Source organism: Mycolicibacterium llatzerense, assembly GCF_000878195.1.
Classification (GTDB): domain Bacteria; phylum Actinomycetota; class Actinomycetes; order Mycobacteriales; family Mycobacteriaceae; genus Mycobacterium; species Mycobacterium llatzerense.
Genome location: NZ_JXST01000038.1, coordinates 12418 through 27584 on the forward strand (window position 1 = coordinate 12418; position 15167 = coordinate 27584).

Annotated in this window: 14 protein-coding genes; 5 read left to right on the plus strand and 9 right to left on the minus strand. The window is 68.2% G+C overall.

Annotation, left to right across the window (positions count from 1 at the left end; all coding sequences use genetic code 11):
• Positions 1-4 precede the first annotated feature (4 nt).
• Both TL10_RS22740 and TL10_RS22745 read left to right on the plus strand, forming a co-directional pair.
• Complete coding sequence (locus TL10_RS22740) at positions 5-1234, plus strand: acyl-CoA dehydrogenase family protein (RefSeq protein ID WP_043987468.1); 1230 nt, start codon at positions 5-7, stop codon at positions 1232-1234.
• Positions 1234-2043, plus strand: coding sequence for a tyrosine-protein phosphatase (locus tag TL10_RS22745; protein WP_043391296.1), 810 nt, complete (start codon positions 1234-1236; stop codon positions 2041-2043). Before TL10_RS22740 ends, TL10_RS22745 begins: the two co-directional genes overlap by 1 nt.
• 8 nt (positions 2044-2051) lie before the next feature.
• On the opposite strand, the gene TL10_RS22750 is transcribed toward TL10_RS22745, so the two are convergent.
• The 7 genes from TL10_RS22750 to TL10_RS22780 all read right to left on the minus strand — a co-directional run bounded on the left by TL10_RS22750 (position 2052) and on the right by TL10_RS22780 (position 8103).
• Positions 2052-2594, minus strand: a complete 543-nt coding sequence (locus TL10_RS22750) for a YceI family protein (RefSeq protein WP_231575479.1) — start codon at positions 2592-2594, stop codon at positions 2052-2054.
• The gene (locus tag TL10_RS22755; RefSeq protein ID WP_043391300.1) at positions 2591-3076 is read right to left on the minus strand and encodes a DUF456 domain-containing protein; all 486 of its coding nucleotides are present in this window, start codon (positions 3074-3076) and stop codon (positions 2591-2593) included. Before TL10_RS22755 ends, TL10_RS22750 begins: the two co-directional genes overlap by 4 nt.
• A gap of 2 nt (positions 3077-3078) precedes the next feature.
• Positions 3079-4050, minus strand: coding sequence for an NADPH:quinone oxidoreductase family protein (locus TL10_RS22760; protein WP_043987470.1), 972 nt, complete (start codon positions 4048-4050; stop codon positions 3079-3081).
• Between the two features lie 3 nt (positions 4051-4053).
• Entirely contained in the window at positions 4054-4917 is an 864-nt protein-coding gene (locus TL10_RS22765; RefSeq protein ID WP_043987471.1) for an SDR family oxidoreductase, read from the minus strand.
• 108 nt (positions 4918-5025) lie between these two features.
• A complete protein-coding gene (locus tag TL10_RS22770) occupies positions 5026-6426 on the minus strand; it encodes an aldehyde dehydrogenase family protein (RefSeq protein WP_043391307.1) in 1401 nt (466 codons plus the stop codon).
• A gap of 81 nt (positions 6427-6507) precedes the next feature.
• Positions 6508-7440 carry an SAM-dependent methyltransferase gene (locus tag TL10_RS22775; RefSeq protein WP_043391308.1) on the minus strand — a complete coding sequence of 311 codons (933 nt, stop codon included), beginning with the start codon at positions 7438-7440 and terminating at the stop codon, positions 6508-6510.
• 27 nt (positions 7441-7467) lie between these two features.
• Positions 7468-8103 (minus strand): TetR/AcrR family transcriptional regulator, encoded by a 636-nt coding sequence (locus TL10_RS22780; protein WP_043391310.1) that lies wholly within the window; start codon positions 8101-8103, stop codon positions 7468-7470.
• A 256-nt stretch (positions 8104-8359) separates the two neighbouring features.
• On the opposite strand from TL10_RS22780, the gene TL10_RS22785 reads away from it, so the two are divergent.
• Entirely contained in the window at positions 8360-10534 is a 2175-nt protein-coding gene (locus TL10_RS22785) for an FUSC family protein (RefSeq protein ID WP_043391900.1), read from the plus strand.
• On the opposite strand, the gene TL10_RS22790 is transcribed toward TL10_RS22785, so the two are convergent.
• Both TL10_RS22790 and ptsP read right to left on the minus strand, forming a co-directional pair.
• Positions 10535-11509, minus strand: a complete 975-nt coding sequence (locus TL10_RS22790; protein WP_043391311.1) for a pirin family protein — start codon at positions 11507-11509, stop codon at positions 10535-10537.
• 53 nt (positions 11510-11562) lie between these two features.
• Positions 11563-13302, minus strand: a complete 1740-nt coding sequence (gene ptsP / locus TL10_RS22795) for a phosphoenolpyruvate--protein phosphotransferase (protein WP_043987472.1) — start codon at positions 13300-13302, stop codon at positions 11563-11565.
• A 102-nt stretch (positions 13303-13404) separates the two neighbouring features.
• Here ptsP and TL10_RS22800 point away from each other — a divergent pair, with 102 nt between their 5' ends.
• Both TL10_RS22800 and pfkB read left to right on the plus strand, forming a co-directional pair.
• Entirely contained in the window at positions 13405-14184 is a 780-nt protein-coding gene (locus TL10_RS22800) for a DeoR/GlpR family DNA-binding transcription regulator (RefSeq protein WP_043987473.1), read from the plus strand.
• The gene (gene pfkB / locus TL10_RS22805; RefSeq protein ID WP_043391315.1) at positions 14181-15158 is read left to right on the plus strand and encodes a 1-phosphofructokinase; all 978 of its coding nucleotides are present in this window, start codon (positions 14181-14183) and stop codon (positions 15156-15158) included. The genes TL10_RS22800 and pfkB overlap by 4 nt, the downstream gene beginning before the upstream one ends.
• Positions 15159-15167: the final 9 nt, after the last annotated feature.

Sequence of the window (15167 nt, forward strand, 5' to 3'; positions counted from 1 at the left end):
GGTCATGGACTTCGCGTTGTCGGCAAAAGCGCAGGATTACCAGCACAGGCTCACCGAGTTCATGACCGAACTCGTGCTGCCGGCCGAGGCCTCCTACCACGCCTATCGCGAGGAGAAGGGCCCGAAGGATCACACGGTGCCGCCGGTGGTCGAGGAGCTCAAGATCGAGGCCCGCAAGCGTGGCCTGTGGAATCTGTTCCTGCCGTCGGAGTCCGGGTTGACCAACCTGGAGTACGCCCCGTTGGCGGAGATTTCCGGCTGGAGCATGGAGATCGCGCCGGAGGCCATCAACTGCGCGGCGCCGGACACCGGCAACATGGAGACCCTGCACCTGTTCGCGAACGAACAGCAGAGCAAGCAGTGGCTCGAACCCCTGCTCAACGGGGAGATTCGCAGCGCGTTCGCCATGACCGAGCCCGCCGTGGCGTCCTCGGATGCCCGCAACATCGAGACGACGATGCTGCGCGACGGCGGGGACTATGTCATCAACGGCCGCAAGTGGTGGATCACCGGCGCCGCCGACCCGCGCTGCAAGATTCTGATCGTCATGGGCCGCACCAACCCGGATGCGGCCTCACACCAGCAGCAGTCGATGATCCTGGTGCCGGTCGATACCCCCGGCGTGGACATCCAGCGGTCGTTGCCGGTGTTCGGCTGGCAGGACCAGCACGGGCACTGCGAGATCGTCTTCGACAACGTCCGGGTGCCGGCGGAGAACCTGCTGCACGAGGAGGGTTCGGGGTTTGCGATCGCGCAGGCGCGGCTGGGGCCGGGCCGTATCCATCACTGTATGCGCGCGATCGGGGCCGCTGAGCGGGCGCTGGCGTTGATGATCGACCGGGTGTCCACGCGGGTGGCGTTCGGTAAGCCGCTGGCCGAGCAAGGCGTGGTGCGCGAGTCGATTGCCAAGTCCCGCAATGAGATCGACCAGGCGCGGTTGTTGTGTGAGAAGGCTGCCTGGACCATCGACCAGCAGGGCAACAAGGCTGCCCATGTGCTGGTGTCGCAGATCAAGTCGGTGGCCCCGCAGGTGGCGTGCGATGTGATCGACCGGGCCATCCAGGTGCACGGCGCGGCGGGAATCTGCGATGACGTCCCGCTGGCGCGGTTGTACGGCTGGCACCGGGCGATGCGGTTGTTCGACGGCCCGGACGAGGTGCACATGCGCACCATCGCGCGCGCCGAACTCGGCCGAGAGAAGTCGGCACTGGCGGCCGCGGCGTTGGGTCACTGATGCGGTCGACTGGCCTGGAACTCGCCGGCGCCTGGAACTTCCGCGATGTCGCCGAGGAGACGGGCATCGCCGGTGGTCGGTTGTTCCGGTCCAGCGAGCTGAGCGGACTGGACGACGACGGCCGTAAAGCCCTGCAGCGCTACGGCATCAGCGATGTCGCCGACCTCCGGTCGCTGCGCGAGGTCGAGCGCCGGGGTCCCGGGCAGGTGCCCGACGGCGTCGCGATCCACCTGCTGCCGTTCCACGAATTGGCCGCCGCCGGCACTGAAGAAGCCGAGGCGCCGCACGAGAACGCCTTCGAGAAGATGATGACGGAGAAGCCCGACGACGAGGACGTCGCGGCGGCCGCCGGTCGCTTCATGGTCGAGGAGTACCGCCGCTTCCCCACCCTGCCGGGCGCGCATCTTGCGGTGCGCCAGGTCATTTCGATGCTCGCCGACTCGCGCCCGGTGATCGCGCACTGCTTCGCCGGCAAGGACCGCACCGGATTCACGGTGGCGACAGTGCTGGGCGCCGTCGGGGTCGGGCGCGACGCGATCCTGACCGACTTCCTGCGCAGCAACGACGCGGTGCCGCAGCTGCGGGAGGGCATCCTGGAGACCATCCGCACCCGGGCCGGCCAGACGGCCGAGGTGGTCACGTTCGCCGAGGCCCGGCTCACCGAAGAGGTGCTCGGGGTCCGCGAGGAGTACCTGGATGCGGCCCTTGGGGTCGTGGAGGCCGAGTACGGCTCGCAGGCGAATTACCTTGCGGCCATTGGGGTTACCGATGAGCAGTTGACGCGATTGCGAGGCGTGCTGCGAGGCTGAGGCGGTGCCTAGCCGCGACTCGCGGTAAGTGTCACCCGAACCTCGTCCGTCACCTTCATCGCGCCCATCAGCATCGAATATTGCTTGATGCCGTGGTCACTGTGCCGTACGACCGCCGCTCCGCTCAGCCGCCAACCGGCGTCGTCCCGTACCGCCTCGACGTGGACGGTCTGCTCGCTGCTGCGTCCGCAGAGGTCCAACGTTCCGGTCAACCGCCACGAGTCCGCATCGGGTTCGATCGACGACGTACGGAATGTCGCCTGCGGAAAGCGCTTGACCTGCAACGTCTTCAGCGCGTTGCTCCGCACTAACGACTTCTCCGCGCTGGACAGCGGAGTCATCCCGCCCTCACCGGTCAGCACTTCGAGTGAGTTCAGTTCGACGGTCACCTCGACCGAGGCGGGTTTGTCTCCGTCCCAGTCCACGGTCGCCCGCCAGGAGCTCAACGCGATGGTCAATCGGTGCCCCATCCTGGCCGCACTGCCGGTCACGCCGGTGTGCAGCAGCAGCTCGCCATCGGCTTCGCCGAGACTCCATTGCGTAGAGGTCAATTGCCCAACACCAAACCCGTCACCCAGGCGACCGTCGAGAGCAGCGCGGCTGTCAACTCGACCCCCATGGCCAACGCAACGCCCTTCAGGGCGTGCTTGGTCGACGTCCAGGCCCGGCCCTTGTCACGTAGTGCCGAGTACTCGGACAGGTAGACCCCCAGCACGAAGCCGAGGGCCAGTCCCAGCACGGGGATCACGAAAAACCCGATGACACCAAGGATTCCGCCGACGACGAGGCTGCGGGTGGACACGTCAGCCTGTCGCATCCGGCGCATCGGCCAGAGGTACTTGATCACCTCGCCGGCCAGGAACAACGCCGCCGCGACGCCGAGCACCACCCACGACGTCGCAGTGTGGACGACTACCGCCCACACCGCGATCGCGAGGAATACGACCAAACCGCCGGGTAGCACCGGCACCACGATGCCGACCAGGCCGATCGCGATGACCAGCGCAACCAGCACTGTTCCCAAGGTATGCACGACTAGGGCTCCAGGACTGCCTTGCCGTGAATCTTCCCGTCGGCCAACGCCTGCAGTGCCGCAGCACCGTCGGCCAGCGGAAAGCGCATCGGCTCCGGCGGTCGCAGCCCGGCTTCGACCAGCTTCGCCAGGCCGGCACCGATCTCGGCGGCCGAACCCGGCACCCGGTTGATGTACTCGCCGTACCCGACGCCCACCACGCTGATGTTGCGCAGCAGCAGCCGATTCACCTTGACTGACGGAATACCCTGTCCGGCAGCGAAACCCAGCACCAGCAGCCGGCCCTCGGTGGCCAGCACCCGAATCGCGTCATCGAAGGCGTCGCCGCCGACCGGGTCGACCACCAGGTCCACTCCCCGGCCGTCGGTGGCCGCCAGCGCCGCGTCGCGCCAGCCGTCGGTGAGCGGTAGCACCTCGTCGGCGCCGAGTGAGGCCACGAAATCCATCGCCTCGACCCGGTGCACCATGGCGATCACCTTGGCGCCCATGGCCTTTGCGATCTGGATGGCCGCGACCCCGACGCCGCCGGCCGAACCCAGCACCAGCACGGTCTCCCCCGCCAACAGCCCGCCGCGGCGGGCCAACGCGAAGTACATCGTGTAGTAGTTGCCGAGCAGGCAGACCGCCAAGGCGTCATCCAGACCGTCGGGCGTGGGGATCACCGACGACGGCAGAGCCAGTGCCCGCTCGGCATAGCCGCCCATCATCGTGAAGGCTGAAACCCGTTGACCGGCAACGAAATCGGATCCCTCTGGCGCCGACCGGACGGTACCCGCCACCTCCATGCCCGGGGTGAATCCCGGCGGCAGCTTGAGCTGGTACTCGCCGCGGATCAGCAGCAGATCGGGGAAGCAGACGCCGGCCGCACCGACATCGATGACCACCGCGTTGCCCGAAGGGTCAGCGGCGTCATCGATATCGGCGTAGGCAAGGCCCGAGGGGCCGGTCAGCGACTGTGCAACAAGCGCTTTCACCTATCAGCCGAGCGCGAACGACGCGGCCTTGGCGGCAGACAGATCGGTGATCTCGCCCCACCGCGCGGCGACCTCGTCGACACTGGGCACGTCGTCAAAGGTGACACCGTCGTTCTGGAACAGCGCGGTGCGCTGCACCTTGCCACCACCGACGATGAAGATCGACCCCGTCTCCGGCAGCTCTTCGCTGCACAGCTGCGCCACGACCGGCGCCACGTACTCCGGCGACAGCTTCGCGAAGACCTCCGGCGGCACGATGTCCTCGGTCATCCGGGTGGCGGCGATCGGCGCGACGGCATTGAGCTTGATGTTGTACTTGGCGCCTTCCTGGGCCAGCGTGTTGATCAGGCCGACCAGACCCAGCTTGGCGGCGCTGTAGTTGGCCTGACCGAAGTTGCCGAACAGACCGCTGGTCGAGGTGGCGACCACGACGCGGCCGTAGGCGTTCTCGCGGAAGTGCGGCCAGGCGGCACGGATCACGTTGTACCCGCCGTACAGGTGCACCTTGAGCACGATGTCCCACTGGTCGGCGGTCATCTTGTGGAAGGTGCCGTCCCGCAGGATGCCCGCGTTGGACACCACGCCGTCGATCTTGCCGAAGGCTTCGATCGCGGTGTTGACGATGCTTTCGGCGCCCTCGGCCTCGGCGACGCTGTCGTAGTTGGCGGCAGCGCGGCCGCCGGCGGCCTTGATCTCCTCGACGACCTGGTCGGCCATGTTGTGGCCGGCACCGGTGCCGTCACGCGCGCCGCCGAGGTCGTTGACCACGACGCAGGCGCCTTCACGGGCCAGCGTCAGCGCGTATTCGCGACCCAGGCCGCCACCGGCACCGGTGACGACAATGACGCGATCCTGCACTCCGGGCATGGGTTTCCTCTCATGGAAGGTCAGCGGGACACCGCGGTGGGCGTCCCCTTGTGTATACGGCGACCGATTGGCCGCCGCATCGGTGGGTCCGGTCTGACATCGACCGGCCTAGAAGAACTTGCGCGCGATCTTCCACGCCTTGTCGGTGTACGGCGGGTAGATCAGCTTGCCCAGGTCGGGCCGCGTCGGCTTCGTCATCACCGACTTCGCGTGGCTGAACTCCAGGAAGCCGTACCGGCCGTGGTAGGCACCCATGCCGGACGGTCCGACGCCACCGAACGGCAGCCGGGCCGTGGAAACCTGGAAGATCAGGTGGTTGACCAGCATGCCGCCGGCCGGCACCTCACGGATGAAGCGCTCGCGGACGGCCTTGGCCTTGGTGAACAGGTACGCGGCCAGCGGCTTGGGCCGGGCGTTGACGAAGGCGATGGCGTGGTCGAGCGAATCGACGGTGATCACCGGCAGGATCGGCCCGAAAATCTCCTCGGTCATCACCGGTGCGTCCAGCGGCGGGTCGACCACGACGGTCGGCTGCATGGTGAGCCGGGCCGGGTTGGTGCCGCCGCCGGTGACGACGTCCCCGCCGGTGCCCAGGTAGCTGCTGAGCCGGTTGAACTGCCGCTCGCTGACGATCGGCAGGCCGTCGGCGTCGTCGGCGGTGAAGGCCACGATGGCGTCGCGGATCTTGGCGACCAGCTCGTCACGGATGGGCTTCTCGGCCACCACGTAGTCCGGAGCCACACAGATCTGGCCCGAGTTGACCACCTTGGCGAAGGCGATGCGCTTGGCGGCGACATCGATATCGGCGTCGGCGGCGACGATCACCGGGCTCTTGCCGCCCAGTTCCAGGGTCACGGGCGTCAGGTGCGGTGCGGCCGCGGCCATGATCTTCTTGCCGATCTCGGTGCCGCCGGTGAACATGATGCGGTCCAGGCCCTGCGCGATGAGTTCCTGGCTGACCATGCCGTCGCCCTCCACCACGGCGATGGCCGAGGTGTCCAGGTACTTCTCGACCAGCTCGACCATCAGTCGCGACGAGGCCGGAGCGAACTCAGATGGCTTGAGCACCACGGTGTTTCCTGCGGCGATGGCGCCGACGAGCGGGCCCAGCGTGAGGTAGAACGGGAAGTTCCACGCGCCGATGATCAGCACCGTGCCGTAGGGCTCGTATTCCACCCAGCCACGGCCGGGTAGCTGCGAGCGCTCCAACAGGCGGTAGCGACGTTTCGCCCACTTGTGCAAGTTCTTGGCCGCGTCCTTGGCCTCGGCGATGGTGCCGACGCTGTCCGCGAGCCAGGCCTCGAAGGGCTTGCGGCCGAGATCGGCCTCGAGCGCCTTGGCGATGGCGGTCTCGTTCTCTTCCATCGCCTGGGCCAGCGCGAGCAATTGCTTCTTGCGCCACTGCAGGTCACGGGTGCGCCCGGTGGCGTAGGTCTTGCGTAGGCCGGCGACAACCGCCGGGATATCAGCAGCTGTTGGGCCGACGGATACAGCTGAATCAAGGGTCATGACGAACGTCCTTACGTGAGCCAGGCAACATTCGAATCCTAGCCAACCGGCCGGTTGGTTAGAAGGGCCGGCCGCTCCGGATCAGCGCTTGAGTGCGGTCACGAACGTAGAAAACGCCTTGTCATCGGTGGCATCGACCTGAACCCAGCGATTCAGCCGGCGCATCTCGTCCTGGGAGGTGACGGACGTGGACGACCAGCCGTGCGAGTCGAGCCATTGGGCCACGTCGGCGCGATCGGGGTCTTCGTACATCAGGTCCTGCACGTTCATGACCTGTCCCATGCCGAACTGCCCGGCGAGCTTGTCGAACCGATCGCGCATCCGCTGGCGGCGTTCGGCGGCGTGCTCGCCGACCGTCTCGACCGAGATGCGGCTACCCGGTGCACTCAGCGCGGTGATGTTGTCGAAGAGGCGGTCCTGCGCGTCGGCCGGCAGGTACATCAACAGCCCTTCAGCCAGCCAGGCGGTCGGCGCCGAATCGTCAAATCCTGCGTCCCGCAACGCTTTCGGCCAGTCGTTGCGCAGGTCGATCGGCAGCTGGTGCAATACCGCGACCGGCGTCGCACCGTGCGCCTTCAAGGTCTGGTCCTTGTACTCCAGCACCTTCGGCTGGTCGATCTCGAAGACCGTCGTGCCGGCCGGCCAAGCCAATCGGTAGGCCCGCGAATCCAGCCCGGACGCCAGGATCACGACCTGCCGAATGCCGGCCGCAGCGGCGTCGGCGAAATACGCGTCGAAGAAATGCGTGCGCACCGCCTGGTAGTTGCCCATGTGCTCGAGCACCGCGGCGACCTCAGGATCGGCGCCGGCCATCCGGTTGTTGAAGTCGGCGTCCAGGATCGTCTCCCACACGCCGGTACCGGCGCCGGCGACCAGGATCTTGGCGAACGGGTCGCGGATCAACGCGTCGTCACGTTCGGATTCCCCGGCCCGCGCTGCGGCAACCATCACCGCCGTCGCGCCGACGCTGCTAGCGATATCCCAGGTGTCGTCGTCGGAGCGTTCGCTGCCCATGTACTAGATGTACCAGCTGACGCCGGCCTATTCGGTGACCCGCCACAACTTGTTGGCGAGCAAAAGTTCGAGCCGTTCGATGACGGCCGTCAGCTCCTGGTGACTGCCGACATATCCGGCGTAGAAGCCCATCCCCCACATGACGGCGATCAGCATCTCCACCACGGTGGGCACCTCGGTGTCGACGGCCAGCTCACCGCGCTCGATGGCGTCGGTGACAGCCCAGGTCACGAAGTCACGGGAGGCCACGAGCGCGTCGTGCTCCTCCTGGCGCAATTCGGGATGTCGCTGCGCCTCGAGAATCGAGGTCACCAGAAACGCCGCGGCGGATCGGTCCTCGGAGTCACCTTGGATGGCGGCGACGAAGAAGGACGACAAACGCCTGATGAAGGTGGTCTCCTCCTCGGCCCGGCGACGGCCCGCAGCGACCACCAAGGCGTTGGTCTGATCGAGGACCTCGCCGTACAGCACCCGCTTGTTCGCGAAGTAATGATTGATCGCTGGGCGCGTCAAATCCGCGCGGATGGCGATGGCTTGGAATGTTGCTGCGTCGTAACCGAGTTCACTGAAAACCTCGCGGGCAGCGCGCAGGATGCGCTCACGGGTTTCGGCCGCCTTCGCCGCGGGAGGGCGACCCGGGCCTCGGGTGGCGATGTACGGCATCGTCAAATTGTGCCACAGATCTCGGCCCGACCCTGCTCGTATGCGAAGCATGGCCGCTGAAATTGCTTCTTCCAGCAAACTTGCAGTTATGTCAATGACCGATTGCTGCACGGCGCCAGGTTCGCGTCCGCCGGCCGGTCCCGATCGGTAGCCCGGCCAGGAACGACCCCGCGTCGGCGACGGCACGGAGAAAGCCGGCCCATAGGCGTGTTGTTGCCGGCGCATGACGACGTCAGCCAAATTAATGTTGGGCGCCATGACGGGCGTGGTGTCGCGAGAGTCGCTGGCGGTGCGCTGGCAGCAGCTCCGAACGCGGCCACACGACGGCGATCCCGAACATGACGCCCTGCGCCGGGCGACCCGTGCGGGATTGGTGCTGCCGGTCGTCGCCGTCGTCGGACTGGCGGTCGGTACCGCCGTCGGCAGCGGTTCACAGACGACGATGTTCGCCATCTTCGGCGCGGTCGCGCTGTTGGTGGTGGTGGATTTTCCCGGCAACCGGCCGGCGCGGGCGCTGGCCTATGCCGGCCTCGGCTTCAACGGAACGGTCCTGATCACCCTGGGCACGCTGCTGTCCCCGCATCCGTGGCTCGCCGTACCGGCGATGTTCGCCATCGGCGTGCTGGTGACGTTCTCCGGTGTCCTCAGCGAGATCATCGCCGCCGGCCAGCGCTCCACCTTGATGACGTTCGTGCTGCCGGTGTGCACGCCGGCAGGCCCGGTCCCCGATCGACTGCTCGGCTGGGCGGTGGCCTGGGCCATTGCCGTCCCGGCCGCGTTGTTCCTGCTGCCGCCCACGCATCACGACGACCTGCGCAAGCACGCGGCGCAGGTGTGCCGGCTGCTGGCGGCCCGGCTGGAGGGGTCGGCGACGGCTCAGGAGCTCTCCGATGCGATGGAGGTGCTGGGTGACAACTTCCTCGGCGCCGATTTCCGTCCGGTCGGTTTGACCGCCGGCAGTCGCGCCCTGGTGCGGGTGGTCGACGATCTGCGCTGGCTGTGCGACCGTGCCACCGATGCCACCGGCTCACTGCTGGCGGAGACCCGTGGGCCGGCCATTCGGGTATTGAACGACTGCGCCCGGGTGCTGAGCACGCCGCGGGCCGAGGGCCGCAATCGGTACCGCGCCGATCTGGCCGAGGCGTTGACCGCGCATCGGGCCGCGACCCGGGGGCGTTACCGCGAGGACATCGAATTGATCCGGGGCGAGCCCGACGACCTGCTGGCTGTCGCGGCCGGCCGAAAACTGTTGCGGCTACGCACCTTCTCGGCATGTGTGGGGGCCACCGGCCGGGTCATCGGGTTGGCGGCCGACGCCGACGCCCGCCCGGTGTGGGCCCGCGTCCTCGGTCGGCGATTGCCGGTTTCCGGGAACTTCGATCGGGTGTTGTCCGAATCCCAGGCCGTGTCCGCCATCCCGTCGGGGTTCGTCGCGACCCGGGCCGTGGTGGTGCAGAACAGCCTCCGCACCGGCATCGGGCTGGCCGTGGCGGTGGCGGTCGTTCATCTGTTTCCGCTGCAACACGGATTCTGGATCGCCATGGCGTCCCTGTCCGTGCTGCGCAGCAGCGCGCTGACCACCGGGACGCGCGTCGTGCGTGCGGTCGGCGGCACCGCGATCGGGTTCCTGCTCGGCACCGTGGTGATCCACCTGATCGGGGCGAATCCCGTCCTGCTGTGGTTGCTCCTGCCGATAGTGGCGTTCGGTTCCGCCTATGTGCCCGACGTGTTTTCGTTCGTCGCGGGCCAGGCGATGTTCACGATGTTGGTGCTCACGATCTACAACCTGCTCAGTCCGGCGGGCTGGCGGGTCGGGCTGATCAGGCTCGAGAATGTCCTGGTCGGCGCCGCGGTGGGCGTCGTGGTGTCGCTGCTGCTGTGGCCACGAGGTTCAGCGGCGGTGGTGCAGCGCACGCTGGACTCGGCGCGCACCGCCGGCACGCGGTACCTGATCGCCGCCGTGCGGCGGGTGACCCGCGGCGCATCCGAGGCAGCCACCGACCGGGTGCACGCCTTGAGCTACGACGCCCTGACCGCCTCCCGCACCGTGGATGATGCTGTGCGCCACTTTCTTTCGGAGAGCAGTGGGGCCACGGAGTTACGGGCGCCGGTGGTCCGGGCTGCCAATCAGACGGTCCGGTTGCGGGCGGCGGCCGACCTCATCGCTGACGTCGTGCCGCCGCCCCTGGCCCCGTACCCGGCCGCCCGCGCCGTACTCGAAGAACACACCGCGTCGATCTGCGCCCGAATCTCGGGCACCGAAGATCCCGGCGCCGCAGAGCGCAGCCCGATCAGTGACGACTTCGTGCTGGCTCTGCGCGCCGAATCTGGAGGCGGAACCTTGTCGGTCGAGGCCGCGCTGCCTCTGGTGACCGTCGCGGCCAGCCTCGGCGAATTGGAGCTGCTCTACCCGGACCCCGCGCCCGCTTGATCAGCGACCGGGCCGGTGCGGCTTCAACGCATTCGGCGGAATTTGGCCGAACTTGCCGGACTGGAAGTCCTCGAACGCCTCGATGAGCTCCGACTTGGAGTTCATCACGAACGGGCCGTAGTGGAAGACCGGTTCCCGGATCGGCTGGCCCCCGAGCAACAGCACCTCGAGCGCGGGCCGGTTGGAGTCCTGGCCCGCGTCGGCTGCGACGGTGATGCGGTCCCCCGGTCCCAGCACGGCCAGCTGGCCCTGGTGGATGGGGTGCCCGACGGGTCCGACGGTGCCGCGTCCGGAGAGGATGTAGACGAGCGCGTTGAACTTGCGGTTCCACGGCACGTCGAGTCGAGCTCCGGGCGCAATTGTGGCGTGTGCCATGGTGATTGGCGTGTGGGTACCGCCCGGCCCCGTGGCGTCGCCGATCTCACCGGCGATGACGCGCACCAGCGCGCCGCCGTCGTCGGAGGACAACAGGGTCACGTCGGTGCCCTCGATGGCCTGGTACCTGGGGGCGGCGAACTTGTCCTTCTTGGGCAGGTTCACCCACAGCTGCAGGCCGTGGAACAGGCCACCGCTCTCGACAAGTTCGGCCGGCGGCGTCTCGATGTGCAGGATGCCCGATCCGGCGGTCATCCACTGGGTGGCGCCGTCGGTGATCAGGCCGCCGCCACCGTGTGAATCCTGGTGTGCGAAGCGGCCGTCGATCATGTACGTCACGGTCTCGAAACCGCGGTGCGGGTGCCAGTCGGTGCCCGTCGGTTCGCCGGGCTCGTACTCGACCTCGCCCATCTGGTCCATGTGGACGAACGGATCGAGGTCGGCCGGGCTGACCCCGGCGAAGGCACGGACGACTGGGAAACCCTCGCCCTCATAGCCCCGGGGGCCGGTGGTGATGGATCGCACCGGGCGTTCTGTCTCACTCGGTGCGGCGGAAGCGATACGCGGCAAGCTGATCGTGTCAGCAGTGATAGCAGGCATGTCACCTATAACCGGACCGCAGTCCGATTAATTCCGGACGGCAACAGCGCAGGTCAATGCCCGGCCAGCGCCGCAATCGCGACACTGCGCGCCTCGTCCGACGACTCCGCCGCCAGCGCGGCATCGGCGGCCGCCCGGCACTGATCGAGCGTCACCCCCGCCAGCGCCGCACCGACCGCGCGGACCGCGGCAGCAGCCGTCGACAGTGACGTCACGCCCAGCCCGACCAGCACGCACGCCAGCGCCGGATCAGCCGCGGCCTCTCCACACACGCCGACCGGCTTGCCCTGCTCCTCGCCCGCCTTGGCCGCCGCGCGCACCAGCGCCAGCACCGCCGGCTGCCACGGGTCGCTCAGTGTCGCCAGGTCGGCCGACATCCGATCGGCCGCCATCGTGTACTGCGTCAAGTCATTGGTGCCGATCGACAGGAAGTCGACGTGCCGCAAGATCCGGTCGGCCAGGAGCGCCGCGGCGGGCACCTCGATCATCACGCCGGGCGTCAGACCGAAAGACCGCACCTGTGCCGCAAAGGCTTTCGCCTCCGCCGGCGTCGCGATCATCGGGGCCATCACCCACGGACGCTGGCCGGTCGCCGCGGCCGCAGCCGCGATCGCCTGGAGCTGGCGGGTCAGCAGCTCCGGATTGCCCTGGGCGATGCGGATGCCGCGTACTCCCAGCGCCGGGTTGGCTTCATCGGCATGACCGGCGAATCGCAGCGGCTTGTCCGAACCAGCGTCGAGGGTGCGCACCACCACCTTTCGCTCCGGGAACGCCGCCAGCACGTCGCCGTAGATCTGCGCCTGCTCGTCGACGGTCGGTTCCAAATCCCGATTCAGGAAGCACAATTCGGTCCGGAACAGCCCGATGCCCTCCGCCGGGGTCGCGGCGGCCGCGTGCGCGGCGGCGCCGTCCTGCACGTTGGCGAGCACCGCTACCCGATGCCCATCGGCGGTGGATCCGGGGCCACGCCAGCTGTCGGCAAGGTCGGACTCACGCCGCGCCTGCGCCACAGCCTCGGCCGCTGCGGTCGCGTCGGGCTCGATCGCCACCGTGCCGTGGGTGCCGTCCACCAGCACCATCGCGCCCGACTGCACCTGCTCGAGCCCGGAAACGGCCACCACACACGGAATGCCTAGTTGACGGGCGATGATCGCGGTGTGGCTGGTCGGCCCGCCGAGGCTGGTCACCAACGCCACCACCAGCTGCGGGTCCAGCCCGGCCGTGTCCGCCGGCGCCAGGTCCTCGGCGCAGAGCACCGACGGCACGTCCGGCACCGGCACCCCCGGCTCGGGAAGTCCGCGCAGTTCGGCGATCACGCGATCCCGGATATCCCTGAGGTCGGCGACCCGCTCGGCCATCAATCCGCCCATCCGAGTGAACATCTCGACGAACTGGTCTGCCGTGGCGACCACGGCCCGCACCGCGGACATGCCGTCGGCGATGCGCTTGTCCGTCGCCGCCGCCCAGGCCCGGTCCTGCGCCAGCGTCGCCGTCGTGGCCAACACCTCCGCGGCCGCTCCGGTGGCCTTGGCCGCCCGGGTCCGGAGGCGGTCCGCGACGGTGACAGACGCGGCCGCGAAGCGCTCCCGCTCCCCCGCTCGCTCCGACTCCCCCAGTTCAACGGGCACGGCATCGGCCTCGGGCGTGGGTCGCGCCCCTGGCCACAGCACCGGCGCGTAACGCACTCCGCCGACTGCGGGAACTCCGCGCAGCACCACCGGTGCGCCGCCGGTTTCCACATCGACCGGCATTGACTGTGGCGTCGGGGCCGGGCTCACAGATGTCTGGCTCATGTGATGTAGATTACTCCGAACCGTTGACAAGTCAACATATCCAAGCGTAAAACAAACAATATAAAGATCGAATCGGATGTGTTCCCACAATCTTGGAGGGTCATGTACGCGGAAGAACGGCAGCAGGCCATCGCCTCGCAAGTGCTCGCCGACGGCCGCGCCTCGGTCAACGAACTGGCAGACGCCTACGACGTCACCACAGAAACGGTGCGCCGCGACCTCGACGTCCTCGACAAAGCGGGGGTCATCCGCCGAGTGCACGGGGGAGCGGTGCCGGCCCGCACACTGCACCTGGTGGAGCAGGGCGTGGTCCAGCGCGATTCCACCCAGACCCAACAGAAGGCCGCGATCGCCGCCGCGGCGGTTGCCCTGCTGCCCGCCACCGGCGGGACGGTACTCATCGACGCCGGCACCACCACCGCGCGCATCGCCGAGCTCATCCCCACCGACCGCGACCTCGTCATCATCACGAACTCGATTCCCGCGGCCGCGAAGCTGACGTCCAACCCGACAATCTCCCTGCAACTGCTGGGCGGCCGGGTCCGCAGCCTGACCCAGGCCGTGGTGGGGGAGCAGGCGCTGCGAACCCTCGACTCCCTGCGCGTCGACGTCGCCTTCCTCGGCACCAACGGCATCACCGTCCGGCACGGCTTCTCCACCCCCGACAGTGACGAGGCCGCCATCAAGCGCGCCATGGCCAAGTGCGCCAACCACGTTGTGGTGACGGCTGATTCGAGCAAGTTCGGCCGCGAGGACCTGGTCAGTTTCGCACCGCTGTCGGCCGTGCGGACCGTCGTCACCGACAACGAGATCCGCGATCACGAGCGCCGCCAACTCATCGACGCCGGAGTCGACGTCATCTGCGCGGAGGCCGGCTCGTGATCGTCACCGTCACCCTCAACCCCAGCCTGGACCGCACCCTCTCCCTCGACGAACCGCTGACCAGGGGAGCGGTACACCGCCTGATCCCCGTCTCCACCGAGCCAGGGGGCAAGGGCGTCAACGTATCTCGCGCGCTGACGCAGAACGGTGTCGACACCGTCGCCCTGCTGCCTGCCGCCGACCACGATCCGATCCTGGCGGAGCTGCGGACCCGCGGGGTGCCGTTCCACAACATCGACATCCCGGGCACCGTGCGCAGCAATCTGACGATCACCGAAACTGACGGCACCACAACAAAACTCAACGAGCCCGGGGCACATCTGGATGACGCCACCCTGGCGGCGCTGACCGCAGTCGTCTCCGATCACGCGGCGCGGGCCACCTGGGTGGTGCTGTCCGGATCGCTGCCGCCGGGCGTTCCCGACGGTTGGTACGCCGACATCGTCGCGCAGCTGGCGGCCCTGCCGTGCCGCGTCGCGGTGGACACCTCCGAGCGTCCCCTGACCGCACTCGCCGAAGCCTTCTCGACCGCGGCGCCCGATCTGATCAAGCCCAATTCCGAGGAATTGGCGTGGTTGACCGGACGCTCAGCGCATGAGCTGGAAGCGGCTGCCGCACAAGGTGATTCACTGCCGGTGATCTCCGCCGCCCAGCAACTCGTCACCCGCGGGGCGCACACCGTGCTCGTCACCCTCGGTGGCGCGGGCGCGGTCCTGGTCGACCACGACGGCGTATGGGCGGCAACGGCCCCGTCCATCGTGCCGCGCAGCACTGTCGGCGCGGGTGACGCATCGCTGGCGGGATATCTCGCCGCCACCATCGCCGGCGCCCCGCCCGCGCAGCGGCTCCAAACGGCCGTCGCCTACGGCAGCGCAGCTGCCTCGTTACCAGGTTCCGCGCTGCCCAACCCCGAGCAGATCGATGTGAAAACCGTTCGCGTACAGGCAGTCACCTCCGCCTCAGCCACTCTCTGATCCCGTTCT